The following is a 25,843-nucleotide window of genomic DNA, read 5'->3' as shown; positions in this document are numbered from 1 at the left end:
TTTAAATTTCTTTTAAAGTTATTGCCATTTATTGCTCTTATGTGATTCTTGATTCATGTATTCCTGAATTTTTCTCTGCTCCCAGTTTGATCCAAAAAACAACTCCGGTCCAAAAACTGTGAAAGCATGGATCAACAAGGCAATTCCCCAAAATATAGCAGTTGAATACGTTTCCCAGTCAAACAAATCATTTTCATTAAATCTAATCCTTAGAAAATCTCTATTCATATTAGAAACAATAAGGATTATGTTCACTATCAAATAAACTTTTAAATGCGAGTAAAAACCTTTTATCCTTTTTACTTTTTTATATGCTATTTCAAAGTGTTCATCATTTTTAAATTCATGTCCGTATTCTTCGCACATGCGTCTTCTATAGCGTCCCATTTTGTTATTATTTAATGATTATTGCCATTTCTTTTTGTTCTCTTTTTCCTTTTCCATCAGTTCTTTGATCTTTTTTTCTTCCCAATCTTTTCCAAGAACCGGAAATACTTCAAAGACTTTCAATCCGTGAAAAACAACTCCAACGCCCCACCACAATAAAGGCCAATAAAACCAAAGGTGATTTGGTGAAGTCATTAAATTTATAACAATCAAAACTATGTTTACTAAAATATAGGCTGTTAAGTTTCCGTAAAACCCTTTAATACTCTCGACTTTCTTTTTAGCCAAGTAATATTTATCCTCGTCATTAAAATTTACTTCCATGATTATTCCCATTTTTGTTTTTTAACTTTTTTATTATCTAAAAGGCTTTTCATTTTTCGCTCTTCCCATTCTTCATCAAAAATCTTGTACGAAGCAAACAAATCGATTACAGATACTAAAAATACACTAGTCCAAATTACCATTACAACACTGTTTAAATATTGTATAGGAAAGAAATTGAGCGAAACTCCGTAATATTCTTTTAAAATATAGATTACAAGCCCAATTGCATAAATAAATGTATGTATGAATAAAGATTTAAGTTTAATTGTTTTTTTGCTAAAGATTGGTTGAAACTCAAATTTTTCTTGGTCATTATTACAATTTGTTCCCATGACTATTTTCAAGTTTGTTTATTTTTTTCCTTTTCTAAAATTTCTTTTATTTTTCGTTCCTCCCATTCTTTACTAAAGGCAGGTGAAATTTCAAAAGTTTTTAGACCATGTATCACTACTCCTATTCCCCAGCCAAACACACACCATATAAACCATAAATATTCTGGCGAAGTCATCAAGTTTATAACAATCAGGATTACAGTTACTAGAATAAAAACCGTTAAATGCTCGTAAAATCCTCTAATCTCTTTTACTCTTTTTTGAGCTTTCTGATAACGTTTTGCTTGAGTATGATCAGGTTCCATGATTATTCCCAGATTTTTTTGTTATTTTCTTTCTCTAGAAGCTCTTTAATTTTTCGTTCTTCCCATTCTTTACTAAAGGCAGGCGAAATTCTAAAAGCTTTCATTCCATGCATGACAATTGCAAATCCCCAGCCCAACACAGACCAAATAAACCATAAATAACCTGGAGAAGTCATAAGATTGACTACTATTACAATTGGATTGCAAAGAAGAAACACGGTCAAATGCTGATAAAATTCTTTAATCTCTTTTACTCTTTTTTGGGCTTCGTAGTAACGTTCTGCTTCAGTATAATCTGGTTCCATAATTATTTCCAGTTTTGCTTGTTGTTTTCTTTTTCTAAGATCTCTCTGATTTTGCGTTCTTCCCAATCTGAGCTGTAACCAAAAACTTTAAAAGCGTGCATTACAACTCCAAATCCCCAGCCCAAAGCCGAAAACCAAAACCATTGAAATCCAGGAGAATATCTCAAATTTATAAAAATTAAAAACGGAATCACGCAACAATACGAAATTACATTTCCGTAAAAACCTTTTAATTCCTCTACTCTTTTTTTAGCTCTGAAATAAGCTTTGTTTTCATCGCTATAGTCTGCACTTGTTTCCATAACTGTTATTTGTTTAGTTAAAATCGGAATCTTAACTGTGAATGTCTGTTCATTTTGTTCTACTAAAACTTTTCTGTTGGTCACAATTCCGTATCGACTTACAATGTTTTGCAATCCAACTCCTTGTCTGTCCTGCAAAACTTCTTTCTTTTGAAAATCATTTTGAATTGCAAGATAATCTCCGTCAATAAAAATCCTAATGTGCAATGGTTTTTGCTCGCTTACGATATTGTGTTTTACCGTATTTTCAAGCAAAAGTTGTAAGGACAACGGAACCACTTTTGCATCTGGATTGATGTTTTCTGATGGTAATTCGTAAAACAAACTGTTTTCGAAACGCATTTTCAGAAGGTTCATATAGGTTTTTGCAAATGACAATTCGTCTTCAACCGAAACCAATTCTTTGTCTTTCTGTTCTAAAACATAACGATATACCTTAGATAAAGAAGTCGTAAATCGTTGTGCATTATCTGGGTTTTCTTCAATCAAAGAGCTTAATACATTCAAGCTGTTAAAAAGAAAATGCGGGTCAATCTGGTTTTTTAAACTCTCGAATTTTGCATTTGCTGTTCCAGCGATAATCTTTTGTTGCGTTATTTCAAATTTCGAAGCTTGTTTCCACTTTACCATAAAACTTCTGGCTTGAAGGAAAGTTGAAACTGCTAGAGAAACTACAATATAAAAAAGATGCACCCAAAGCATTCTAGCACTAAAAAACACATCTAAAGTCACATGCTGCAAAACAACAAAAATGAAATAATTTATTCCTAAAACTACGGGAACTGTATAAAGAACCGTGCAAAGAATTCCGTAATAAACCCTCAGATTTGTGTGCTCCAGCCAGTCCCATTTTTTATCAAGAAAGACACTGATATATCCGTTCCCGAAACCGAGTCCGAAAGAATAAAGACAGCTTACAAAAAAGGTTACTAGAACATTTTTAACACTTAAATCGTCTCCTAAAAATGCTGAAAATATAATTGCAAAGACCATCGAAATCTTGAAACAGGTTATCGTTCCACTTCTTACATCTGCAAAGCTACTTCTATAGTCTTTCATTCTAAATCAGCTTAAATTAAATTTATTTTTTACAATTTTTTTGTGCTTCTACCGCTCTTTCCAATCCCCATTTTGGAGAAAAAGGCGTTGCCGGTTTAAATGTAGCAAAAAGTTCAATAGCTTTATCAACTTGTGCACAAAGCGGTTTTGTATCAACTCCTGTCCATTTTGCTCCGCCTAATTGATAATCTGCTTCGCCAAAAACGGCTCTCGGATTATTTGGATCTATCGCTTTTGCTTTTGCGTAAGCTTCCATCACTTTTCCAGAATATTTCATTCCGTTTGTCATTGGATCAGCTACCACATATCCTGTGTAAATCAAAGCTTGCATCACATATAGCTCGGCATTGTTTTGATCTTTAATCATTTCCTGATCCAGAGCATCTTGCGCTTTTGTCAATAGCAAGTCAATTTTTGTTTTGTCTTTTTCAGAAAAAACTGCTGTAGCATTAATCAAGGCAACATAATAATTTGGAAGATAACTTGTTTTTTCCGCTGTTGCGATTCTTTCAAACATTGCAGAAGCTTCTGCATTTTTTCCTTCTTTCCAAAGCCCGAAAGCTTTTCCCATTCCTTGTTCAAATTGTGTTTGTGCAGATAATAAACTGCAAATAAATAATGTAATAACTGTGATAATTTTGGTCATGATTTCTTTTTTTTAAGTTACTAAGGTTCTGAGATTCTAAGTTTTTTTTGATGATTAAAACTCTTTTTTTTAAGATTCAATTTTTTTAGATTCAAAGGTATAGAGTTGCAAAGTGACAGGTTTAATTTTCCTATTTAATAAACTTTGAACCTTTGTCTCTTTGTTTCTTTGTTTCTTTGTTCCTTTTAATTTACACTTCAAAAGTATGCTGGTTTTAAGTCTTTTAAAATTAAATGGTACTGAGTTGTCGAATTTGGTGACTGAATTGTTTTTTAAAGTGACAAAGCAACAAAGTGACAAAGAGTCAAAGTCTTTTTTACATCAGTTAATTTGTGACTTTGTTGCTTTGTCACTTTGTTGCTTATAAATTTTTTAGCTGATTCTCATTTTTATTCTGGCTGATCGTCCAAAAGAAACCTATGAAGAAAAATCTATCAGCAGTTGGTACAACGGCTTGTCTTTGATAAACGCCACTTGCATCTGGATTTCTAGCGTAATCATATCCGAAAACATTTTGTGTTCCTAAAATATTCGATACAGAGAAATAAAGGATTTTTTGTGTTGTCAATAGATATGCCCAATTGAAACTCAAACTATTGTATGATTTTGTTTTTCCGTTCATGAATTGCGTTTGATTTGGATCATTGTACGGACGACCTGAACTGAAACTGTTTGTAAAACCAACTTGCGATTTCCAGTCTGTAATGAAATATTTCGTTACAACAGACAAACTGTGATTGGCAATAAAACTTGGTGTTGCCATTGTTGGAAAGTTTTTATATTGTCTTTCAGAATCGATGTAAGAATATGAAATCCAATATTCTAAATTTTTATACAAATTGCTGTCTCTCCAAAACAAATCGATTCCTTTTGCATATCCTGAACCGTTATTATTGAAAACCGAATTATATTGTAAATCTCTTGTATCGTATTGAACCAAATTGCTATAATCTTTGAAATAAGCTTCAGCTCTAAAAGTTTGTCCTGGTTTTGTAAATTGGTAATTCAAAATGTAATGTCTTGCTTTTTCGCTCTCAAACTGATGGTATTTTGAATATTTAATATAATCAACAACAGGCGTTTGCGAAAAATCCCCATAAGCAAAAGAGAATTGGCTGCTTTTTGAAACTTTATAAGCCAATGAAGCTCTCGGTGCAAAATTGTTTTCATCCAGCAAACTATTATTTGAATACCTTAAACCAACTTTCATTGCTAATTTTTTAGAGAACAAAATATCTCCTTCGGCGTACGCTGCAAAAATGTTCGAATCGTAGCCATTATCAACATTAACAGAAACATTGTCATTTACATTTTCATTGAATTTGGTAATGAAATAATCCGTACCAAAAGACAATTTGAAATAGTTAGAAACTTTTTTCTGCAATTTCAATTTTAATTGCGCCGCATTTTCATTGTTGTCAACGTCAGTGATATTGTAAGTCACTTTGTTTTTACTGTAACCATAACTAATTCCAGAAGTCAATTGCCAACCTGTTCCAAAAGTTCCTTTGTAAGAAGAATTTAAGTAGAAGTTATTGTTGTTCATATCCGTTCTGATCGGATTTTCGAAATTGACATTCTTCTGATTCAAATCAAATTTTTCTGAGTCGAAAGAAGCATATAATTTGAAGATTCCGTTTGTGAAATTATATCTGTAAACTGTTTCTCCACCAAGTGATTGATACGGATTATTCCAATCCACATTTTGCGGAATTACAGCTTGATAAGGCGCTAGATTCACATACATCATGTTTACACTCAAAGAGCTTTTTTTGAATTTTTGAGTATTTCCTAAACTCAAACCAACCGTCATAAATCCGATATCTGTTTTTTCATGATCCTCCTCATCATTTGTATTTAATAACAAAACACTCGATAAAGCTTCACCATATTCTGCCGAATAACCTCCAGTAGAAAAAGCGATTCCGCTAAATAAAAAAGGAGAAAATCTACTTCTTGTAGGCAAATTATTTGTCGTTGCTCCGTATGGTTGTGCAACGCGAATTCCGTCGACAAAAGTCTGCGTTTCGCTGGCTTCTCCTCCACGAACAAACAAACGTCCATCCTCACCCACATTCTGCGTTCCTGGCAAAGTCTGCAAAGCGGCAACAATATTTCCTGCTGAACCAGCTGTTGTTACAATATCTAAAGGTTTTAAAACCGAAACTCTTGCTTTATCTCCAGACTCTAATGTTCCGGCCGTAATAACAACCGCATCAAGAGCGTTAACATTTTCTCTTAATTTGATTACTTGATCTTTATAATTTGCAACGTCAATTTCTTGTTTGAAAGTTTCAAAAAGTAAAAAACTAACTATTATAAATTTGTTTCCGGTTTCACTGGTTTGAAAAGAAAAGTCTCCCGTTTCAGAACTTGTTGCTCCATCGTAAGTTCCATCAATATAAATATTTGCACCTGCCACTGGTTTTCCTTTTTGATCTACTACTTTTCCCGAAATCGTATTTTGAGCAAAAATTAAAGCTGTAAAAATTAAAAAGCTTATTGTAAAAAATAATTTGGTTTTCATGTCATCTTTGGTTTTTGATGAAGCAAATGTATTTTAACAATTAGCGTTAAAAAATATATAATAACCCAATTGTAGAATTTCAAGGATGAGTTGTAAAATACTTATTTGTATCTTAGCTAGGAATAGAAAAACCAAAAATCATGTCAGAAAGCAAACGAATTTCAAATCTATACCAATCCATTTATGATGGAAATCCTTGGTTGGAGGTTACTCTAGCAGGAACTTTAAAAAATGTAACAGCGGCACAAGCTTATAAAAAGATAAATCCAAACTTGAATACGATTTGGGAAATTGTGAATCATCTTATTCAATGGAGACGAAATATTCTAGACCGAATGAACGGAGAAGTCATCATAACGCCTGATCATAATTATTTCGTACCTGTTTTAGATCCTTCTGAAGCAGCATGGGAACAATCGCTTCAAACTTTGGCAAAATCACAGGAAGCTTGGAACGCTTTTTTTGAAAATTTTGACGATGAGCATTTGGCAAAAATATATGTCAACAATGGCCATTCGTATTATGAGCATCTACACGGAATTATTCAGCATGATGTTTATCATTTAGGACAGATTGTTATACTAAAGAAATTGCTTTAGTTTAATTCAAACACATAGAAAAACAGCTTTATGAAAAATTCACTAATTATTCTGGCAATAATGCTATTCAGTACAATCGGTTTTTCTCAAGAAACCGAAGCAAAATACGATGAAGCATTAGCAAAATCACTTCATGCAGATGAATACGGAATGAAAAAATATGTTTTTTGTCTTCTAAAATCCGGAACCAATACAACAGCTTCAAAAGAAGAAACCAAAAAGCTGTTTGAAGGCCATATGGCAAACATCAATAAATTGGCCAAAGAAGGAAAATTGGCTGTAGCCGGCCCTTTCATGAAAAACGATCGAAATTATCGAGGCATCTATATTTTCAATGTTGAAACCATAGAAGAAGCAAAAGCTCTAGTTGCCACTGACCCGGCAATAAAGGCCAATTTGCTCGAAGCCGAATTAACGCCCTGGTATTGCACAGCCGCTTTGCAGGAAACAGTGAAAATACATGAAAAGATTGCCAAGACGAAAATGTAAATAATGAAAACAGAAAAAGAAAAAATGATCTCTGGCGAATATTACAATGCCTTTGATCCTGAGTTACTAAAAGGCCGAAGAGCGGCAAAAAATCTTTTGCACAGCTTAAATGTTAAAGAATACAGAGTTACCAAAAAAGCAAAAGAGATTCTAAAAGAATTAATTCCGAATGCAGGAGCAGGTTTATATATTGAACCTCCATTTCACTGCGATTACGGTTATAATATTTTCTGTGGAGAGAACGTTTATTTCAACGTGAATTGTGTTGTTCTAGATTGCGCGCCTGTAACTATTGGCTCAAATGTATTCATTGCGCCAAATGTTCAAATTTATACTGCATCTCATCCGCTTGACGCTGAATTGCGAAAAACACTCGAAAATGCTTATCCTGTTACAATTGGAGACGATTGCTGGATTGGCGGGAATTCCGTTATTTGCCCTGGCGTCACCATCGGAAAAGGCTGTGTTATTGGCGCCGGATCTGTTGTGACCAAAGATATTCCGGACAATTCACTCGCAGTTGGAAATCCAGCGAAAGTTATTCGAAAATTAAATCAAGAACCTGAATCAAAAAAATAATGCTTACCCTTAATAAAGTTCACCATATTGCTATTTTATGTTCCGATTATGAAAAATCGAAACACTTTTATACTCAAATTTTAGGTTTAACGATTATTAGAGAAATCTATCGTGAAGAACGCCAATCTTATAAATTGGATTTGGCTTTGAATGGCTCTTATGTTGTCGAATTATTTTCATTTCCAAATCCGCCACAACGCCCTTCTAGACCAGAAGCGGTTGGTTTGCGTCATTTGGCTTTTGAAGTAATTAATTTAGAAGAAACCATTGCTTTTTTGAGTTCAAAAAATATAGAATCAGAACCGATAAGAATTGATGAAACGACACAAAAACGTTTTACTTTTATTGCTGATCCAGATTTATTGCCGATTGAGTTTTACGAAAGATAAATTAAGTTATTTTTTAATCTCGCAAAGTCGCAGAGTCGCAAAGAATTTACTTAAAAAACTTTGCGACTCTGCGACTTTGCGAGCAATTTCTCTTCACTTTGCCAAGCAAAACACACGTCAGAATTTTCCTGTTTATATCCATTTTAACACACTAAAATAAATATTTCCTAGAAAAAACCGATTTTGATGCTTAATTTTGTAACCCGCAGATAAAAAAATGCGAATCTTCAAATTTATAGTGATGAACAAAACGGCGCAAATCAAAAAAAATCATCAATTAATCAAACTTCGAAAATTAGTTATTGTTTCTATTTTAATTGGCTTTCTTTCCGCTTTTCTCGGAATTTCTCTAAAAAAAATAACGGAGTATTACGAAGAAATCTTCTTTCACGAAGTCTCAGTTCACCCAATATTTTACCTCATTTTCCCAGTTTTCGGATTATCAGTAATTTATTTCTTGAGACAATACCTTTTCAAGAAAAAAGAAAATAAGGGAATCAAAGAAGTTTTTGAAAGTACTGAATCAAAATCAAAAAATCTTCCTTCATACAAAATTCCATCGCACTTCATCAACGGATTATTAACAGTTATTTTTGGAGGCTCGACAGGAATCGAAGTTTCTACAGTTGTTGCTACGGCGACAATTGGATCTGTCGCACACGAAAAAGAAAATATTTTCCGTCAATACAAAACTGAATTAATTTGCGCAGGTGTTGCGGCAGGTGTTACAGCACTTTTCAGCAGTCCGATTGCAGGGATCCTATTTGCTTTTGAAGTGATTTCTCGAAAAGTGACCAAAGCATTTATTATTTCAAATGTAATTGCAGTTTCGATTGCTTTTTGTTTGTTAACCATTTTAAAAGAAGAACCATTATTTGCAGTTTCAATCGAAACATGGAATTTAAAAGCGATTCCATACTTCATTCTTTTAGGAATTTTAGCTGGAATTAATTCTGTTTATTTAACACGTTGTGTATTATTCTTCAAATCTCAATTTGGAAAAATTGATACACATTACTATAAAATTTTAATTGGTTCAGTTGTCTTGAGTGTCTCGTTATTCATTTTTCCACAATTATATGGTGAAGGTTATCATGCGATTAAAGGAATTTTTGGAACTCAAACGCAATTGACCGTAACTTTAGGATTGACTTTTATCGCAATCTTGATTCTGAAACCAATTGTAACCTCAATAACATTGGCTTCTGGTGGTGACGGGGGTGTTTTTGCACCAAGTTTATTTATTGGAGCCTTTTTAGGATTATTATTAGCTTCGGTTTTAAACAGCTTTTTCCATGTAAATGTACTTCCGATCAACTTTATGATTATCGGAATGGCAGCAGTTTTAAGTGCCAGTATTCATGCACCTTTCACCGCGATATTCTTGGTATGCGGACTAACAAATGACTACACTTTGTTTTTCCCAATTCTTGTAGTTTGCCTGATTTCAAAATACACTGCAAAAACCATTTATCCTTATACAGTTTACAGTTATTCTCCAAGTCTAATTAAATAATTTACAGGCTGTTAATCTGCAGATTAAAGATTAAAATATATAGCAAAATATATTTAAAAGCATAACGCGCAAAATAATATCACAATGCCAACTGAAAAAATAAAAAGAAGCTACCGCAAAACACGCTACATTCTTTACAAGGAAACTTTAATAGATTACAAAGAACACTTTTGGTCATTTTTAGGATCTTTTGTCGGAATCGGAGTTTTGGCTTATGTACAATCTATACATTTTTCTGGCTCTGATGCCGTTTATTTAATTGGTTCTTTTGGGGCATCGAGTGTTTTGGTTTATGGAATTATTCAGAGTCCATTTTCACAGCCTCGAAATTTAGTCGGTGGACACGTAATTTCTGCTCTTGTCGGAGTTACAGTCAATAAACTGGTTCCAGACATTATGTGGATTGCAGCGCCGTTGGCAGTTTCATTTGCAATTATTTTAATGCAGATTACCAAAACACTTCATCCGCCAGGAGGAGCGACAGCTCTAATTGCAGTGATTGGAACAGAAAAAGTAAAAGCTTTAGGTTATATGTATGTTCTTTCTCCGGTTTTTACAGGAGTTCTGATTTTACTTTTGACGGCTTTGATTTTTAATAATATGACATCAAGCAGAAGTTATCCGAGCCATAGCACTTATCACAAACACTATCATAAGATTCGAAAAAGATTGGCGAGAAAATAATTATATTTCTCCTTCTGCAAGGTTTTCAAAATCTTGTAGGTGTAAACTTCAGTATTAATAAGACCTACGAGGTTTTGAAAACCTCGTAGGACTGCAAAACAATTAAATTACAGAAAAACAAAAGATTAAAATCTTTTCAACAAATCGTAATTCAGAATTCGTATTTCGTTTTTTATATTTTACCTTTGACCTCTCAATAAAAACAAAGATTATGGTTTATAAATTTAGAGTTATTCTAGACGCCGAAGAAGATATTTTCAGAGACATCGCAATTCTTGAAGACGATACTCTTGAAGATTTACACAATGCAATCTTCAACTCTTTTGGCTTTGACGGATCTGAAGTGGCTTCATTTTATACTTGTGATGATACTTGGAACCAAGAAGATGAAATTCCGCTTTTCGACACAGGAGATGTTCCTGGCGAAATAAGAACCATGAACGATTATCCGTTATCTAGTATTTTAGACAAAGAAAACACAAAGATTATCTACGTTTATGATTTCATCAGCATGTGGACTTTCTTAGTTGAATTGGCTGCTGTCGAAGATGAACAAGTTGGAGTTACATACCCAGAAACTTTATTCTCTCACGGTGAAATGCCAGCAGACGCCATCGAAAAAAACTTCGAAGCTGATGACATGCACGACGATATCTATGGAGAATTTGAAGATGACCTAGACGAAGACGATCTTGACATGTTCGAAGGCGATGACAGCTTTGAAGATTATGGATTTGAGGAGAATTGGAACTAACGTTAAGTTGCTAAGATGCTGAGACTCTAAGATTCTGATTTTTTAAATTTTGAAGGATTTTTCTTATTTTTAAATTTAATTTAAAAAATAAGTTAATGAGTCATTTTAAAAAGATTTTAGTCTGGCAGAAATCAATTTCCTTAGTTACAAAAATTTATAAAGTAACAAGAACTTTCCCAAAAGAAGAAACTTTTGGATTAACTTCGCAAATACGTCGAAGTTCAGTATCAATTCCAAGTAACATTGCAGAAGGATCTGGAAGAGAAAGTAATAAAGATTTTTTACGATTTTTATATATTTCTCTCGGCTCTTTATTTGAAATGCAGACCCAACTTGAAATTGCAAAAAATATAATTTACATAAACGAAGAAGAATTTAACCTTATATATGAGGATAGTCGAGAGATCGAAAGAATGTTAGCGTCATTAATCAGAAAATTAAAAGACAATAATTAAAAACTTAGTATCTTAGAAACTTAGAATCTCAGCAACTCAAAAAAAATGATAAACCTTTTCAATACCCACATCGACACGCTGTCCATACACCGCGTAGGAAACAAAAGCCGTAACGAAGCTATTTTTTTATCAGAGCAGCCATTTAATCTTAATGATGAAATTGTGCCTTTGATAAAAGAGTTCTTTTTTAAGCCTTTTAGAGAAAAAGAAGAAAACTACTATCAGTTTGCACACGAAGTGGACTTGGATTACAACGACATGTTCAAATATGCAACTGAGATTTTTGCTAATCCAGCGAGTGTTCATGAGGTTTCTAAAAAAATCACAAAGCATTTATACGAGCAGTCAAATCACCCGCATATTAAAAACGGAGAAGTTTATGTAACGTATTTGACGAATCTAAGTATTGATAACAATGTTGTTGATGCAATCGGAATTTTCAAAAGCGAATTACAAGCCGACTTTTTACAGTTTGAAGAAAACGGAAGCAACCTTGAAATGATTTTGCAACAAGGAATCAACTTGAGTAAATTGGACAAAGGATGTTTGATTTTCAACTATAAAAAAGAAGAAGGATACAAAATCTTGACTGTTGATAGCAACCGTTACGACGCACGTTACTGGTTAGAGCACTTTTTATCTGTTGATGCTTTTGAAGATGAAAATTTCATCACTAAAAAATATTTAAAGTTCTGTCAAAACTTCGCAAAAGACGTGGTTTTGCCAGCAGAAGACAAGAAAGAGGAAGTAATGTTTATGAACCGATCTGTGAATTATTTCGCTAAAAATGATCAGTTTGAAGAGCAGAATTTCTTGAATGAAGTACTAGACAATCCTGATTTGATTCCTGAATTTAAGAACTATAAAGTTGATAAAGGAGAAAAATACAGCATCGAAGATGTTACCTCATTCCCAATTGCCAACGCAGCAGTTTCTGACGCTAGAAAATCGATTAAAAACGTAATTAATTTGGATACTCACATCCAGATTAAAATGGATTTCATTAATCCTGAAAGTGCAGAAAAATTTGTTGAAAAAGGCTGGGATGAAGAAAAACAAATGTATTACTACTTAGTTTACTTCAACAAAGAAGAAAAAAACTAAGAAGTTTTCATTTTCTATTACTTACTTAAAACAGAAAACGGCAGTTACAAATGTAACTGCCGTTTTTTTATTGTCATAAATTTAAATTTTATAAAACCGAAAATACGGCTTTTACAATATCATCATAAACTTGTTTGTTTCTTTCTCCAGCACGGGCCAAGACACGAATTCCGCAATAATTATTAAAGATAAATCGAGCCAAAACTTTTGCATCCAACTGTTTGGAAATATGTCCAGCCTCCTGCCCTTTTTTCACGGCATTTGTAAAAACTTCTTCCATCGTTTGGCTATTGCTTTTTACAATTTTAGCAATTTCTTCGTCATGCATAGCCAATTCTACAGACGAATTAACCATAAAACACCCTTTTGTAATTCGATCTTCAAGACTTTCGATCACAGCTTGCTTAAAAATAGCCTTCAATGTTTCTTCCACATTCTCTGACTTCTCTAAAAGCTCTTTTACCGATTCTTGCGCTTGCAACTGATAACGCTGTAAAGACTTCATAAACAATTGCTGCTTATCTCCAAAAGTATCATACAAACTAGAACGGCTCAAACCTAAATGCGTCACCAAATCCTGGGCAGAAGTTCCGTTATAACCTTTGTGCCAAAAAATTTCAATCGCTTTATCTAAAGCATGATCTTCATTAAACTCTTTCGTTCTAGCCATGACATTCAAATTAAATTCATTTACAAAGATACAAAAATACGGAACAATCGTTCCTGAATTGGTCAAAAAAATTATAGTACTGTATTTACGATAAGTCCGCCGTCAACCACAATCTCAGATCCAGTAATAAATGAAGCATCGTCTGAAGCTAAGAAACTAACTGTTTTTGCAACTTCAGCAGCTTGTCCAAAACGTTTTAATAAAATCTTTTCACCTAAAGCAGATCCTAATCCTTCTACTTCTTCTTTTTCTAAACCAACTTTTCCGTACAATGGTGTTTCAATTGGACCAGGCGAAACGGCGTTTACTCTAATTTTTCTTGAAGCCAATTCTACAGCAAAAACTTTATTTAAAGACAATACAGCTGCTTTACTTGCAGCATAGACACTAGAATTGGGCATTCCAACATGAGCGTTTACAGAAGTATTAAAGATAATTGAACCGCCATCATTTAAAATTGGAAGCACTTTTTGAACTGTAAAATAAACTCCTTTTACATTGACATTCATAATACTGTCGTAATGATCTTCTGAAGCTGATTCTACTGGTGCAAAAGCTGCCATTCCAGCGTTTAGAAATAGAATATCCACTTTACCGAATTTTGATTTTACTTCTTCGACTAAATTGTCAATTGATTTTAAGTCAGATTGATCAGCTGCAATTCCTGTAACGTTCAAGTCTGTTTCGGCTTTTGCCAAAGCTTCTTTGTTTCTTCCTGTTACAATTACTTTTGCACCTTTTGCTACTAAATCCGCTGCAGCTGCATATCCAATTCCACTGTTTCCACCTGTTACGATTGCAACTTTGTTTTCTAAATTTTTCATTTTATTTTTTATTTAAGTTATTGATTATTAAATTATTATGATACAAAGATATAATAACGGAACGATCGTTCCGTTATTTAAATCGTTAATTTTTAGTTAAAATATCAAAAACACATTTCAATCCCTTTATTTATAAAGAAATAAACTATTCAACCATAAATGAAACAAATTGCAAAATGTCGGTGATTCTTAATTTATGCTTAAATTTGTATTCCTAAAACACAAAACAGATGGATCGTCTTTTACCTTACGAAAGTCCTTTCGAAACCGTAATCTCATTTCATAAATTAATTGAATCATTTGAAGAAATTGCTTTATCAGATGTTGATTACCGATCTAACTATGCCAAAGCTATTTTAAAAGAAGTTGAAGCTTATCCGGAATTCAGAAACGGAATTCGTGACTACAACATTATAAAGAATAATGAAGCATTAATAAAAAATCTGGTTGCCGATTTATTCCCTACAGCACTGACCAATAACGAAATAAAGGCAATCACAATTCCTTTTCAGAACATATCTTTCAATTATACAGAGCGTTTCAAAAAGATTTTAAGAAACGCAGGTGACGAATTTTATATGGAAATTCGCGATTTTGATGAGCATCAATTTTATATCAATAATTGTTGTTTGATTCTGGCGTATTATTACAATCAGAATATTGATTTTAACAAACCCTTTTTCTATGATATTCCAGATGAAGAAGGTATAAAAAAACATTACCGAATTTTATACAATGCTGACTTCATGGAGATTACTCCAACAGCAGAAGCGGTCGAACTGACTCAGGACGATATTGATCTCTTAATTGATAATTACAACGATCTTGAATTATGGAAATCAAAATTCCCTGAAAGAAGCTGGATTTTAAAAGGTTTCGGAATTGTTTCTTTGTTTGATGCTACTACAGAAAGTGCTATTTCTAATCTGAAAAGTAATTTATTAAAACCTGATTCTACTCGTGTCGAATCGACTGAAATTATTGAGGATATTTTTAGATCAATCTTCAAAATTCCAAGTTTGAAAGTTGGATTTATTATTTACAATCCCGAGGAAGAAAAATTCATTAGACCAATTAAGTTCGATAACCAACTGCAGAGTTTTCTATTGAAAACAGATCAGGAAGTAGACTGCAAAAACGCTTTCTTTGGCTGTTCTTTCGAAAATCTTTTAGACAAAAAAGAACCTTTTGTGATTTCGAATGTTGAGAAATTCATTGAAGAATCTTCAAATAAAAGACTTGGTGAACATTTACTAAAACAAGGCATTCAAAGTTGTGTGTTTGCGCCGGTCATCAAAGACGAACAATTGTTGGGTGTTGTCGAATTAGTTTCTGAAAATCCCCGCGATTTGAATAGTGTCAACGCTACAAAACTCGAATTGATTTTACCGTATTTAACGGACACTATTGACCGCTATAATACGGATATGCAGCATCAGGTCGAAGCTATTATTCAACGTGAATATACTACGATTCACCCAAGTGTTTACTGGAAGTTTAGAAAAGAATCTCAGAACTATTTTCAAAATATCAATCACACAAAAGATTATATTTTTAAGGAAATTGTATTCAAAAATGTATATCCGTTATATGGACAAATCGATATCAAAGGTTCTTCGGAACACCGAAATGAAACCGTAAAAACCGATTTGAAAAATCAGCTTACAACGCTTTTGGAAATTTTTGATAATCAAAAACCAAATTCAAATCTGGTACTTCTGGAACAAAGAAAATTTGAACTGGAATCGCTTCGAAATGAATTAGATTTTCCGCTTAAAGCGGATACTGAACAGCATATTCAAAGATATATTGAAGAAGAAATTCATCCAATACTTAAAAAAAGTAAAGATTCTTTTCAGAGCGAAAAACTGGAAGAAGCTTATTTTGCAAGTCTTGATGAAAAGTCCGGTTTATTTTATCAGGAAAGAAAGAAGTTTGATAATGCAATGTCCATCATTAATAAAAAGTTAGCTTCCGTTTTAGACAAAAAACAATTAGAAGCACAACAAATTTATCCGCATTATTACGAACGTTTTAAAACGGATGGTGTTGAACACAATTTATATATTGGTGCATCAATTTCGCCAACAAAGCCATTTGATATGATGTATTTGCATAATTTGAGATTATGGCAATTGCAGACTTTATGCGAAATGGAACTGGAACATCATGAACTTAAGGAATCACTTCCTTATGAGTTGGACGTGACTTCTTTAATTTTAGTTTTCAGTTCTCCGCTTTCCATCCGCTTTAGAATGGATGAAAAACGTTTTGATGTCGACGGAACCTATAATGCAAGATATGAAGTGGTCAAAAAACGAATTGACAAATCGAATATCAAAGGGACAAAAGAAAGAATTACCGAGAAAGAAAAAATTACGATTGTATATTCTCAAAACAGCGAAGAAGCAGAATATTTAAAATACATTAAATACCTTCAGCACAAAAAAGTTCTGGAACCAGCAATAGAACAATTTGAGGTTGAAGACCTTCAGGGAGTTTCGGGATTGAGAGCGATACGTGTAAAAGTAATCAACAATGCTGCAAATCCGGCAGCAAAAAAAATCACTTATCAAGATTTATTAGATGAGCTCAACTAAAATTAGTTGAGCTTTTTTTTAAACAGTTACTTCTTTAAAGGCAATAACAAAAGCAATTACCGTAATAATAATTCCGAACATGAAAAAGTTATAGGCTATTCGGAGTAAGTTATATTTTCGCTGTAAAACCAATCCGAGATAATACAAATCTTTGATCATTGTTGAATACAAATAATCACGGTCTTTCATCATTTCGTTCATTGCCCAGTCATAATCTTCGAGAGGCATTTTGTAGAAATTTCCGAAAAACATCAAATTCACTTTTTTAGCTTCAACATCATCTCGCGTAAAAAACCCTGATGTTACTTTTGGGCGGGTAGAAAGAATCGCAAAAATAATCGTAATTACACTCGACATCAGCATAATAAAAGTTGGCACTACTAAATGTGCGTTTTTCGGACTATCCAGTTTCGGAATAATAGATGATAATGCAATCGAAATAATAATCGCATTTACAGACAATAAAATATTAGCTTTACTATCTGCAATACCACTTAAACGGGTATGATTTCCGAGAGTGACACGAAAAAGAGTATCAATTCCGCGATCTGGCTTTTCAGCTTTTTCAGCTTTCTCTCTCTTTTTATTTTCTTCTTCAAGTGCCGCAGCTGCTTTCAATTCCTGTTTATTGATTTTTTTCTGAATCATTAATAGATTTTTTTCTTTCAGAGGTTGCCATTTTCTTAAAGCGTAGTCTGTGTAAAATCTGTGTTTATTCAATAAAAAGTTTAGGTTTTCTCTTGTCCATTCGGCATTAGAAAAACTTACAATTCCAGCATTTTTCAATTCCAAACGCAATAATTCGCAAGTTGTAGCATATTCTGCTCCCATTAAATGCGCGTAATCTGCATCTCTAATAATTTTTTCAAGATGCGTTTTAGGTTCATATTCTTTAACTGTAGCAAGAATCAGACTTGAAACAAGTGCTATAAACTCTTCCGATTTTCCTTTTTCGCGTAAAAAGTTGGCTGCGATTTCGGTGCTTTTTTGTTCGTGATTTTCATATCCTTCAATATATCCAGTATCATGAAACCAAGCTGCAACCAAAAGAGCTTCTTTATCTTCGCCTTCTACATCTTCTTTTTTGCACAGTTCTTTTACCGCTGTTACTACGGTAAAAGTATGATTAAAATTATGGTAAGAATATAAATTAGAAAGTTTATCTTTGAGTAAATTACCGACAAAATCTTCGGATTGTTCTATTAAATTCATAAAGAATATTTTTATACCACTAAATTATGAAATTGTTTTTGGATAATCATTTTATTGCCAAGATTAAAAACTTTTCTTTGGCAATAATCGCCATAGCCCTATTCTATTCTTGTGCAACGCGCAAGGCGCAATACGGAAAAAACGTAAGTGCCAATGAAACGGAAAACGCGACCGATACTATAAAAATTGCACATACTTTTTATTTAGTTGGCGATGCTGGAAATGCTGATGAAGCGCAAGCTCAACAAACACTGGAACTTTTGCATCAAAAACTAAAGAAATCAAACAAAAAATCAACGCTCTTGTTTTTAGGTGACAATATTTACCCAAAAGGTTTTCCGAGTGACAAAAATGCTGGTGATGAATCTTTAGCTAAAACAAAACTGACCAATCAACTAAAATTAACCGAAGGTTTTAAAGGGAAAACTATTTTTATTCCTGGAAATCACGACTGGTACAGCGGTATCAAAGGCCTAGAACGTCAAGCTGATTTTGTAACCAAATATTTAAATGACAAAAAAGCATTTTTGCCAAGAAAAGCCTGCCCGATCGAAGATGTGAAAATTGACAGTACTGCAACGTTAGTCACAATTGATAGCGAATGGTTCCTAGAAGACTGGAATAATCACCCTACCATAAATGATAATTGCGAGATAAAAACCAGAGAAGATTTTTTTGACGCTCTAGAAGGCATCTTAAATAAAAATCAGGAAAAAACAGTAATTATTGCAATCCACCATCCTTTATTAAGCAACGGAACGCATGGAGGACAATTTTCGATGGAAAAACAATTATTCCCATTAGAGAACAAAATTCCGCTTCCTGTTATTGGTTCTTTTATTAATTTGTTACGAAAAACATCAGGCGCAAATCCTCAGGATATTCAAAACAAACAATATACTATTTATGCTAAAAGAATAAAAACACTTTTACAGAAACAAAAAAATGTAATTGTAGTTTCGGGGCACGATCATAATTTGCAATACATCAGCAAAGAAAACATCCAACAGATCATTAGTGGCGCGGGCTCAAAATCTGAAGCCGCACGAGCAATCAGTGAAAATGATTTTTCATACGGCGGAAATGGTTATGCAACATTGACTTTATATAAAAGCGGTGATGCTAAAGTTTCGTATTTTGGAAATGAAAACAATAAAGAAAAACTTCTTTTTGAACGTGAAATCATAAAAGCCAAAGAAATCAACTGGGGTTCTGATATTCCGAATAATTTCCCTTCAAAAATTACAACATCAATTTATACGAAAGACATGACCGATAAAAGTGCTTTTCATAAATTCTTGTTCGGACAACATTACAGAAAATATTACAGCATACCTATTGAAGCAAGAGTTGCAACAGTTGACACCTTGATGGGCGGTTTGAAACCCATTCGCGAAGGCGGTGGCCACCAATCTATTTCATTAAGAATGTCTGATCCAAAAGGCCGCGAATATATCATGCGCGCCATGAAAAAAAGTGCAACGACGTTTTTGCAATCAGTAGCTTTTAAAGATCAGTATATTGTAAATGATTTCGAAAAAACATACACAGAAAGCTTTTTATATGATTTCTATACAACCTCTCATCCTTATGCTTCGTTTGTAACAGGAAGCATGTCGGACCAAATTGGACTTGCACACACAAATCCAATTTTATACTACATCCCAAAACAAAATGGATTGAAGGAATTTAATGCAGGTTTTGGAGATCAACTTTATATGGTTGAGGAACGTCCTGCTGATAATCATTTGGATGCTAAAAATTTTGGACACCCATCAAATATTATTAGTACAGATGATATGATGCTGAATCTTAATAAAGATGAAAAATACGCTGTTGATGAAAAAGAATATATAAAAGCGCGTTTGTTTGACATATTGATTGGCGATTGGGACAGACACAGCGATCAATGGCGTTGGGGCGAATACAAACAAGGCGATAAAGTTATTTACAAACCAATTCCACGCGATCGTGATCAAGCTTTTGTAAAATACGATGGCGCTTTACTTTCGCTTATAATGAATATGCCTCCACTTCGTCATATGCGTAATTTTAGAGGCGACCGAATCAATGTAAAATGGCTTGGAAGAGAACCTTATCCATTAGATTTGGCTTTTTTAAGAACAGCCGAAGAGAAAGATTGGATAGAACAAGCGAAATATATTCAAGAGAATTTATCTGATGCTGATATTGATACTGCTTTTAAAAATATGCCAAAAGAAGTGCAGGACGAAACTGTCGATGAAATCAAGCAAAAATTAAAAAGCAGAAAAAAAGATCTCCAAAAATATGCAGCGGAATATTTTGATGTATTGAGCCGTACTGTGATGATTGCAGGAACGGATAAAAAAGACAAATTTGTAATCAATCACAACGCAAAGAAAAGCATCGAAATTCAGGTTTATAGAGTTAAAAAAGAGGGTGATGATTTAGTTTACACTAAAACTGTAACCGATGATAAAACAGTAAACTTATGGATTTATGGTTTGGACGATAATGATACTTTTGAGGTAAGAGGGAATCATAAATCAAATATTAAAATTCGTTTGATTGGTGGCCAAAACAACGATACTTATAATATTGAAAACGGCAGAAAAGTGATTGTTTATGATTTTAAATCAAAAGAAAACACATACAACTTATCCCGAGGCCTCGGGACTAAAGCCAAAACACAGCTTACAGATGATTATGATGTGAATTTATATAATTACGAAAAACCTAAATATAACGTAATTGCAGGTCTGCCAAACATAGGCTATAATCCTGATGATGGCGTAAAAATTGGTTTTAATTTGAATTATACTGTAAATAATTTCAAACAAAATCCTTATACACAAAAACATATTTTAAACGGTTTCTATTATTTTGCGACGGGAGGGTTCGAGTTGACATACGCAGCGCATTTTCCTGGACTGTTAGGAAAATGGGTTATTGATGTTGATTCACAACTGACTACACCAAATTTTGCAATGAACTATTTTGGATATGGAAATGAGACAGTAAACAACGACGATGAATTTGGAATGGATTATAACCGAGTTCGTATTCGCAAATTTACTGCTGCAGGCGCAATTCGACATGTGGGCCGTTTTGGAAGCGAATTCAGCATACAGCCAATCCTTCAGAAATTAACGGTTGAAGAAACTGAAAACCGCTTTATTGACATTCCGGGAATTGTAAACCCAAATGTTTTTGATAGTCAGACATACGGAGGTTTGAAAGTGAAATATTTATTCAAAAATTCTGATTTTGTTGCCAAACCAACTTTAGGAATATACTTTATGCTATCGGGAATGTGGACTACAAACTTGAGTGATACCAAACAAAATTTCCCAACACTGGAAAGTATTCTAGGTTTTACACATAAAATTGATCACAATGGAAAATTAGTCTTGGCTACATTTTTCAAAGGAAAAACGATCTTGAATAATAATTTCGATTTTTATCATGGTGCATCTTTAGGTGGCGACACTGATTTGCGTGGTTATAGAAACGAACGCTTTTTAGGAAGCTCTTATTTCTCTCAAAGCTCTGATCTTCGTTTTACGCTTGGAAAAATCCACAAAACTGTTGCTCCTCTAACTTACGGAATTCTGGGCGGTTTTGACTACGGAAGAATCTGGCTTGACGGCGAAAATTCAAGAAAATGGCACCAGGATTATGGTGGCGGATTATGGCTGAATGCGATTAATCTTTTAACTGCCAGAATTTCGTATTTCCAATCTCCTGACGAAAAAGGAAGAATTATTTTTGGAGCGGCATATAGCTTTTAAAAAAAGATGCTAAGGTTCTAAGTTGCTAAGATTCTAAGTTTTTTAGCCACGAATTCGTGGCTAACTTTTTAATCTTAGTAGCTTAGCATCTTAGTATCTCAGAAACTTAGAGTTTAAACTCATAAACATTCCCTCCTATTTTATCGGCTTTTTCGTCGGCGATTAATAGGGTGTTGTTGTTTTTGAAAACTATTGCTTCTTTTTGCGAAAAGTGATTTAGGCTTATTTCTGTCTGTTTTCCTTTATGGAATAAATCGCCTTTGAAATCTTTAAACAAAACAATTTTATCATGGCTTAGCAAAGCTACTTTTTTTCCGTCTGGGCTGATTGTCGCACTTGTCAACACGCAATGATTATAATTGCTGCAGGTTTTGAACTCTCCTATTTTTACTGCTTTTTGAGTTCCTTTTGCATTTTTGATCTTGTAGATAAAAGCCGTTCCGTCAAAACCTTTACTTCTATTTTTTGTAAAAAGATAGAAATAGCCGTTTTGCTCAAAAAAACCTTCAACATCATAAAACAGCTCTTTTTTCTTTGGAGGAAATTCGGTTTGTTCTGGATATGAAAATGAGATTTTATAATCGGCGGAAGCCACATCTTTATTCAGCTGATTTTTTGCCACTTTATAAATGCATAAATCTCTTCGTGTATTGTCGTTATTTCCGAAATCACCAATATAAATATTTCCCAATTTATCTTTTGTAATATCTTCCCAATCAACATTTTTCGCATTTGAAATTGTTATCGCTTGGGCTAATTTCCCTTTAGAATCAATCGCATAAATAGCGTTTTTGTTTCCGCTATCTTCTAAAGTATAAATCGTATTTGTCTCTGGAAAATAAGTAATTCCCGAAACTTCTTTCAATTTTTTCGGAAGCGAATAAAGCGTTTTGAAATTACTATTTGTCTGTTGCTGACAAGCCAATAAAACAATGGAAACGGCTACTAAAAAAGATTTTTTCATAAGATCGATTTATTTTTTTACCATATAAGTAATATAAGAAAATTTAAGTTTTGTTTTATGAACTTATATGACTTATATGATAAAATTCTTTTAAACTAAGTTAGTGTTTTTAAAATTACGCGTTATAAACTCAAACGCGGCGTGCATGATATGTCCCATTGATTTTGCATTTTTGAATTTCATATCATTGGTATATCGATACAATTCCATTTTGAGCTGATTCAAATGTTCTGGTGTCGAAATGGTATCATGGCACATTATATTCAGTAATTTTTTAATTCTGGTTTCGGCCGAATGTATACGTTTTGCCAAAATAGCTCTTTCTTCATCCTTATATTGAATAATCGAACGTTCTTCTAATTTCTCTTTTATAAGTTGAATCATTGGATAATTTTCCTTGAAAAACTGCGGACGATAAACTTTGAAATTTCCCTCATAACATTGCTGATCAAAATCAATCGGACGAATTTTATAAACCACCTGATCAAAATCATGAATTGGCACAATTACATAATTGTACGCGCGCATATCGCCTAAAAGCCTAATCATACAACGTTCATTAAACTTTACAAATTCTTTTGCGATTTGTGCTTTTTCTGTTTCGGTGCATTTGTCTAATAAAGTATCCATAAAAACATCGCCGGGAATTCCGATAATATGTTCTTCGATCAAAGTGTCATTGTAAACCAAAAAGTTGATTTTATCTGGCGAAAGAATATCTTCCAGTTCCAATCCGTAAATTCTGGAGGCATCGGCTTTTTTGATGTAAAAATGAACGTAATTGTCATTAAGGATATTTCGAACTTTAATCCGGAAAGGTTTTGAATTTCCGAAAGTACAATAATCAATGGCATCAATATTTAGAAACTGAATAATCTCGCTGTTTCCATCAGAGTGCAAAAGCGAATAAATTTTCTTCAGATTCAAATCAATTTCATTTCTTTCGAATTCGTTATAATACACGCGAATCCACAATGTATCGGTTTCATTTTTATCATAAACATTGATTGAGCCGGTAAATCGCAATAAGTCATCATAAAAGACAGAAACTTTCGAAATACGCTCGAATCTGTCTAAATAACTTAAAAGTGGTTGTGTTAAAGGGTATGAAGGTTTTTTTAAAACCATTAAAGGCTCGCTCATTTTGAATATCTTTAGTACAAATTTACATTAAATAAAATTTAGCGTAACAATATTAAAGTTGATTCGTCTTACTAAAAACTAAAACCGAAAAACTTGGAAACCATTCTTACAATCGAAAATCTCAGCAAAAGATACGGGCGCATTCAAGCGCTCAAAAATGTATCATTCAGCATTCAAAAAGGACACGTTTATGGCATTCTTGGCCCTAACGGAAGCGGAAAATCAACTACTTTAGGAATTGTTTTGAATGTTGTAAACGAAACATCAGGCAATTACAAATGGTTTGACGGGCAACTGCAAACGCATGAAGCCTTAAAAAAAGTAGGAGCCATTATCGAGCGTCCAAACTTTTATCCTTATATGACAGCTGAAGAAAACCTAAAATTAGTCTGTAAAATTAAAAGCATCAATTATTCTAAAATAGAAGAAAAACTGAATCTTGTAGGTTTGACGGAAAGAAAAGACAGCAAATTCAGCACTTTTTCTTTAGGGATGAAACAGCGTTTGGCAATCGCATCGGCACTTTTGAATGATCCTGAAATCCTGATTTTAGATGAGCCAACTAATGGTTTGGATCCGCAGGGAATTCATCAGATTCGTGATATTATTAAAGAAATTGCATCGCAGGGAACAACCATTTTATTGGCATCACATTTATTGGATGAAGTCGAAAAAGTATGCTCCCATGTCGTCGTTTTGCGAAAAGGCGAAATTTTATATTCTGGTTCAGTTGATGAAATGTCTGCAAATGAAGGCTTTTTTGAAATTTCTTCTAATGACAATCTTGCTTTAAAATCTATTTTAAGCAATCACCCGAATGTGGATCATATCAAGGAAGAAGAAGGAAAAATTTTGGTTTACCTAAAATCCGAATTAGATGCTTCAGATTTAAATCAGTTTTTATTCTCAAAAAACATTGTTTTAAATCATTTAATAAAACGCAGAAACAGTCTAGAAGCTCAATTTTTAGAATTAACCAAAAACGCTACCATTCAAAAAAACTAAACCATGAACCGACTTATCTCTATAGAACTTCAAAAAATCTGGAAAAACAAAGCCAGCAAAATACTAACTTTAGCTTATTTCATTCTGCTTTCTTTTATAGCATTAATTGCTTCCATAAAATTTGATATTGGGCCATTTAAATTTCATTTAGCCGAAATGGGGATTTTCAATTTCCCTTTTATATGGCACTTTAATACTTATATTGCAGCTATTCTAAAATTGTTTCTTGCTATTGTAATTGTTTCGATGATGGCTAATGAATATAGCTATGGAACATTAAAACAAAATCTAATTGACGGATTGAGCAAAAAAGAATTTATCTGGTCAAAATTCCTTACTGTGGTCCTTTTTGCATTTGCCTCAACGGTTTTCGTTTTTATCATGAGCTTGATTCTTGGATTATCTTTTTCGTCTTATAATGAATTCGGAATCATCTTTTCTGATTTAGAATATCTTTTAGCTTTTTTTGTAAAACTTACAGGATTCTTTTCATTCTGTTTGTTCTTGGGAATTTTGGTAAAACGTTCTGCTTTTGCCTTAGGATTTCTTTTAGTATGGAATATTTTTGAAGGAATTGCAAAAGGTTTATTGATTTTCAAACTCTTTCCTGATAGCACTGTTGGTTTTACTATTATGAAATTTTTTCCTTTAGAAGCCATGTCAAATTTAATAATTGAGCCTTTCACCAGGTTATCCGTTGTAAAAAACATTGGGACACAAATTGGGGTTGAAAACACAAAAGACTACGGCGTACACTATTATTCTATCATTATCGTTTTAATCTGGACGTTTTTGTTCATTTTCCTCTCGTACAAATTATTAAAAAAGCGAGATTTGTAATATATTTGTTAGGTTATGGGTCATCTAAAAAAATTATTATCTGTTTTTTTTAT

General features: G+C 33.2%; 26 protein-coding genes. 13 read left to right on the top strand and 13 right to left on the bottom strand.

What is annotated here, in order from left to right; genetic code table 11:
• Window positions 1-18: 18 nt before the first annotated feature.
• The 8 genes from H600_RS0106935 to H600_RS0106895 form a co-directional block, all read right to left on the bottom strand.
• Entirely contained in the window at window positions 19-387 is a 369-nt protein-coding gene (locus H600_RS0106935) for a 2TM domain-containing protein (protein WP_026728099.1), read from the bottom strand.
• A gap of 18 nt (window positions 388-405) precedes the next feature.
• Window positions 406-711, bottom strand: a complete 306-nt coding sequence (locus tag H600_RS0106930) for a 2TM domain-containing protein (protein WP_245176546.1) — start codon at window positions 709-711, stop codon at window positions 406-408.
• A gap of 2 nt (window positions 712-713) precedes the next feature.
• Window positions 714-1,046: a 2TM domain-containing protein gene (locus H600_RS0106925; RefSeq protein ID WP_026728097.1), complete on the bottom strand. Its 333-nt coding sequence runs from the start codon at window positions 1,044-1,046 to the stop codon at window positions 714-716.
• An 8-nt stretch (window positions 1,047-1,054) separates the two neighbouring features.
• Window positions 1,055-1,351 (bottom strand): 2TM domain-containing protein, encoded by a 297-nt coding sequence (locus H600_RS0106920; RefSeq protein WP_035108448.1) that lies wholly within the window; start codon window positions 1,349-1,351, stop codon window positions 1,055-1,057.
• A gap of 2 nt (window positions 1,352-1,353) precedes the next feature.
• Window positions 1,354-1,656, bottom strand: a complete 303-nt coding sequence (locus H600_RS0106915) for a 2TM domain-containing protein (protein WP_026728095.1) — start codon at window positions 1,654-1,656, stop codon at window positions 1,354-1,356.
• A 2-nt stretch (window positions 1,657-1,658) separates the two neighbouring features.
• Window positions 1,659-3,017: a 2TM domain-containing protein gene (locus H600_RS0106910; protein ID WP_026728094.1), complete on the bottom strand. Its 1,359-nt coding sequence runs from the start codon at window positions 3,015-3,017 to the stop codon at window positions 1,659-1,661.
• Window positions 3,018-3,039: 22 nt separating this feature from the next.
• Window positions 3,040-3,663 (bottom strand): tetratricopeptide repeat protein, encoded by a 624-nt coding sequence (locus H600_RS0106905; protein ID WP_026728093.1) that lies wholly within the window; start codon window positions 3,661-3,663, stop codon window positions 3,040-3,042.
• Between the two features lie 361 nt (window positions 3,664-4,024).
• The gene (locus tag H600_RS0106895; protein WP_026728092.1) at window positions 4,025-6,190 is read right to left on the bottom strand and encodes a TonB-dependent receptor; all 2,166 of its coding nucleotides are present in this window, start codon (window positions 6,188-6,190) and stop codon (window positions 4,025-4,027) included.
• Between the two features lie 140 nt (window positions 6,191-6,330).
• Between H600_RS0106895 and H600_RS0106890 the strand changes: the two genes are divergently transcribed.
• From H600_RS0106890 to H600_RS0106850, 9 genes are all read left to right on the top strand, one after another.
• Window positions 6,331-6,789 (top strand): DinB family protein, encoded by a 459-nt coding sequence (locus H600_RS0106890; protein WP_026728091.1) that lies wholly within the window; start codon window positions 6,331-6,333, stop codon window positions 6,787-6,789.
• Window positions 6,790-6,819: 30 nt separating this feature from the next.
• The gene (locus tag H600_RS0106885; protein WP_026728090.1) at window positions 6,820-7,278 is read left to right on the top strand and encodes a YciI family protein; all 459 of its coding nucleotides are present in this window, start codon (window positions 6,820-6,822) and stop codon (window positions 7,276-7,278) included.
• Window positions 7,279-7,281: 3 nt separating this feature from the next.
• The gene (locus H600_RS0106880) at window positions 7,282-7,857 is read left to right on the top strand and encodes a sugar O-acetyltransferase (protein ID WP_026728089.1); all 576 of its coding nucleotides are present in this window, start codon (window positions 7,282-7,284) and stop codon (window positions 7,855-7,857) included.
• The gene (gene gloA2 / locus H600_RS0106875; RefSeq protein ID WP_026728088.1) at window positions 7,857-8,246 is read left to right on the top strand and encodes an SMU1112c/YaeR family gloxylase I-like metalloprotein; all 390 of its coding nucleotides are present in this window, start codon (window positions 7,857-7,859) and stop codon (window positions 8,244-8,246) included. Before H600_RS0106880 ends, gloA2 begins: the two co-directional genes overlap by 1 nt.
• A 217-nt stretch (window positions 8,247-8,463) precedes the next feature.
• Complete coding sequence (locus H600_RS0106870) at window positions 8,464-9,762, top strand: chloride channel protein (protein WP_026728087.1); 1,299 nt, start codon at window positions 8,464-8,466, stop codon at window positions 9,760-9,762.
• Window positions 9,763-9,846: 84 nt separating this feature from the next.
• Window positions 9,847-10,446, top strand: coding sequence for an HPP family protein (locus H600_RS0106865; RefSeq protein WP_026728086.1), 600 nt, complete (start codon window positions 9,847-9,849; stop codon window positions 10,444-10,446).
• A gap of 211 nt (window positions 10,447-10,657) precedes the next feature.
• The gene (locus H600_RS0106860; RefSeq protein WP_026728085.1) at window positions 10,658-11,200 is read left to right on the top strand and encodes an IS1096 element passenger TnpR family protein; all 543 of its coding nucleotides are present in this window, start codon (window positions 10,658-10,660) and stop codon (window positions 11,198-11,200) included.
• 95 nt (window positions 11,201-11,295) lie between these two features.
• Window positions 11,296-11,655: a four helix bundle protein gene (locus tag H600_RS0106855; RefSeq protein WP_026728084.1), complete on the top strand. Its 360-nt coding sequence runs from the start codon at window positions 11,296-11,298 to the stop codon at window positions 11,653-11,655.
• Between the two features lie 45 nt (window positions 11,656-11,700).
• The gene (locus H600_RS0106850) at window positions 11,701-12,759 is read left to right on the top strand and encodes a nucleoid-associated protein (RefSeq protein WP_026728083.1); all 1,059 of its coding nucleotides are present in this window, start codon (window positions 11,701-11,703) and stop codon (window positions 12,757-12,759) included.
• An 88-nt stretch (window positions 12,760-12,847) separates the two neighbouring features.
• Here H600_RS0106850 and H600_RS0106845 read toward each other — a convergent pair whose 3' ends face one another.
• Window positions 12,848-13,429, bottom strand: a complete 582-nt coding sequence (locus tag H600_RS0106845; RefSeq protein WP_026728082.1) for a TetR/AcrR family transcriptional regulator — start codon at window positions 13,427-13,429, stop codon at window positions 12,848-12,850.
• 71 nt (window positions 13,430-13,500) lie between these two features.
• Complete coding sequence (locus H600_RS0106840) at window positions 13,501-14,253, bottom strand: glucose 1-dehydrogenase (RefSeq protein ID WP_026728081.1); 753 nt, start codon at window positions 14,251-14,253, stop codon at window positions 13,501-13,503.
• A 230-nt stretch (window positions 14,254-14,483) separates the two neighbouring features.
• Here H600_RS0106840 and H600_RS0106835 point away from each other — a divergent pair, with 230 nt between their 5' ends.
• A complete protein-coding gene (locus tag H600_RS0106835) occupies window positions 14,484-16,853 on the top strand; it encodes a GAF domain-containing protein (protein ID WP_026728080.1) in 2,370 nt (789 codons plus the stop codon).
• A gap of 18 nt (window positions 16,854-16,871) precedes the next feature.
• On the opposite strand, the gene H600_RS0106830 is transcribed toward H600_RS0106835, so the two are convergent.
• Window positions 16,872-18,065 carry a Pycsar system effector family protein gene (locus H600_RS0106830; protein ID WP_026728079.1) on the bottom strand — a complete coding sequence of 398 codons (1,194 nt, stop codon included), beginning with the start codon at window positions 18,063-18,065 and terminating at the stop codon, window positions 16,872-16,874.
• Window positions 18,066-18,091: 26 nt separating this feature from the next.
• Between H600_RS0106830 and H600_RS0106825 the strand changes: the two genes are divergently transcribed.
• Window positions 18,092-21,838 (top strand): metallophosphoesterase, encoded by a 3,747-nt coding sequence (locus H600_RS0106825; RefSeq protein WP_026728078.1) that lies wholly within the window; start codon window positions 18,092-18,094, stop codon window positions 21,836-21,838.
• A gap of 106 nt (window positions 21,839-21,944) precedes the next feature.
• Here the strand turns inward: H600_RS0106825 and H600_RS0106820 are convergent, their stop codons facing one another.
• Complete coding sequence (locus H600_RS0106820) at window positions 21,945-22,802, bottom strand: SdiA-regulated/phytase-like domain-containing protein (RefSeq protein WP_026728077.1); 858 nt, start codon at window positions 22,800-22,802, stop codon at window positions 21,945-21,947.
• A 90-nt stretch (window positions 22,803-22,892) separates the two neighbouring features.
• Window positions 22,893-23,945, bottom strand: a complete 1,053-nt coding sequence (locus H600_RS0106815; protein ID WP_026728076.1) for a hypothetical protein — start codon at window positions 23,943-23,945, stop codon at window positions 22,893-22,895.
• 93 nt (window positions 23,946-24,038) lie between these two features.
• Here H600_RS0106815 and H600_RS0106810 point away from each other — a divergent pair, with 93 nt between their 5' ends.
• Complete coding sequence (locus tag H600_RS0106810) at window positions 24,039-24,950, top strand: ABC transporter ATP-binding protein (RefSeq protein ID WP_026728075.1); 912 nt, start codon at window positions 24,039-24,041, stop codon at window positions 24,948-24,950.
• A 3-nt stretch (window positions 24,951-24,953) separates the two neighbouring features.
• Window positions 24,954-25,790, top strand: coding sequence for an ABC transporter permease (locus H600_RS0106805; RefSeq protein ID WP_026728074.1), 837 nt, complete (start codon window positions 24,954-24,956; stop codon window positions 25,788-25,790).
• Window positions 25,791-25,843: the final 53 nt, after the last annotated feature.

Origin of the sequence: Flavobacterium denitrificans DSM 15936, assembly GCF_000425445.1 — a bacterium.
GTDB lineage: Bacteria > Bacteroidota > Bacteroidia > Flavobacteriales > Flavobacteriaceae > Flavobacterium > Flavobacterium denitrificans.
The sequence above is the reverse complement of the archived record's forward strand: the minus strand, read 5'-3'. Positions and strand labels throughout refer to the sequence as shown.

What these genes read in the sequence shown, in the direction of transcription:
- H600_RS0106935 (WP_026728099.1), bottom strand. Translation starts at nt 387, where the DNA reads ATGGGACGCTATAGAAGACGCATGTGCGAAGAATACGGACATGAATTT.
- H600_RS0106930 (WP_245176546.1), bottom strand. Translation starts at nt 711, where the DNA reads ATGGAAGTAAATTTTAATGACGAGGATAAATATTACTTGGCTAAAAAG.
- H600_RS0106925 (WP_026728097.1), bottom strand. Translation starts at nt 1,046, where the DNA reads ATGGGAACAAATTGTAATAATGACCAAGAAAAATTTGAGTTTCAACCA.
- H600_RS0106920 (WP_035108448.1), bottom strand. Translation starts at nt 1,351, where the DNA reads ATGGAACCTGATCATACTCAAGCAAAACGTTATCAGAAAGCTCAAAAA.
- H600_RS0106915 (WP_026728095.1), bottom strand. Translation starts at nt 1,656, where the DNA reads ATGGAACCAGATTATACTGAAGCAGAACGTTACTACGAAGCCCAAAAA.
- H600_RS0106910 (WP_026728094.1), bottom strand. Translation starts at nt 3,017, where the DNA reads ATGAAAGACTATAGAAGTAGCTTTGCAGATGTAAGAAGTGGAACGATA.
- H600_RS0106905 (WP_026728093.1), bottom strand. Translation starts at nt 3,663, where the DNA reads ATGACCAAAATTATCACAGTTATTACATTATTTATTTGCAGTTTATTA.
- H600_RS0106895 (WP_026728092.1), bottom strand. Translation starts at nt 6,190, where the DNA reads ATGAAAACCAAATTATTTTTTACAATAAGCTTTTTAATTTTTACAGCT.
- H600_RS0106890 (WP_026728091.1), top strand. Translation starts at nt 6,331, where the DNA reads ATGTCAGAAAGCAAACGAATTTCAAATCTATACCAATCCATTTATGAT.
- H600_RS0106885 (WP_026728090.1), top strand. Translation starts at nt 6,820, where the DNA reads ATGAAAAATTCACTAATTATTCTGGCAATAATGCTATTCAGTACAATC.
- H600_RS0106880 (WP_026728089.1), top strand. Translation starts at nt 7,282, where the DNA reads ATGAAAACAGAAAAAGAAAAAATGATCTCTGGCGAATATTACAATGCC.
- gloA2 (WP_026728088.1), top strand. Translation starts at nt 7,857, where the DNA reads ATGCTTACCCTTAATAAAGTTCACCATATTGCTATTTTATGTTCCGAT.
- H600_RS0106870 (WP_026728087.1), top strand. Translation starts at nt 8,464, where the DNA reads ATGCGAATCTTCAAATTTATAGTGATGAACAAAACGGCGCAAATCAAA.
- H600_RS0106865 (WP_026728086.1), top strand. Translation starts at nt 9,847, where the DNA reads ATGCCAACTGAAAAAATAAAAAGAAGCTACCGCAAAACACGCTACATT.
- H600_RS0106860 (WP_026728085.1), top strand. Translation starts at nt 10,658, where the DNA reads ATGGTTTATAAATTTAGAGTTATTCTAGACGCCGAAGAAGATATTTTC.
- H600_RS0106855 (WP_026728084.1), top strand. Translation starts at nt 11,296, where the DNA reads ATGAGTCATTTTAAAAAGATTTTAGTCTGGCAGAAATCAATTTCCTTA.
- H600_RS0106850 (WP_026728083.1), top strand. Translation starts at nt 11,701, where the DNA reads ATGATAAACCTTTTCAATACCCACATCGACACGCTGTCCATACACCGC.
- H600_RS0106845 (WP_026728082.1), bottom strand. Translation starts at nt 13,429, where the DNA reads ATGGCTAGAACGAAAGAGTTTAATGAAGATCATGCTTTAGATAAAGCG.
- H600_RS0106840 (WP_026728081.1), bottom strand. Translation starts at nt 14,253, where the DNA reads ATGAAAAATTTAGAAAACAAAGTTGCAATCGTAACAGGTGGAAACAGT.
- H600_RS0106835 (WP_026728080.1), top strand. Translation starts at nt 14,484, where the DNA reads ATGGATCGTCTTTTACCTTACGAAAGTCCTTTCGAAACCGTAATCTCA.
- H600_RS0106830 (WP_026728079.1), bottom strand. Translation starts at nt 18,065, where the DNA reads ATGAATTTAATAGAACAATCCGAAGATTTTGTCGGTAATTTACTCAAA.
- H600_RS0106825 (WP_026728078.1), top strand. Translation starts at nt 18,092, where the DNA reads ATGAAATTGTTTTTGGATAATCATTTTATTGCCAAGATTAAAAACTTT.
- H600_RS0106820 (WP_026728077.1), bottom strand. Translation starts at nt 22,802, where the DNA reads ATGAAAAAATCTTTTTTAGTAGCCGTTTCCATTGTTTTATTGGCTTGT.
- H600_RS0106815 (WP_026728076.1), bottom strand. Translation starts at nt 23,945, where the DNA reads ATGAGCGAGCCTTTAATGGTTTTAAAAAAACCTTCATACCCTTTAACA.
- H600_RS0106805 (WP_026728074.1), top strand. Translation starts at nt 24,954, where the DNA reads ATGAACCGACTTATCTCTATAGAACTTCAAAAAATCTGGAAAAACAAA.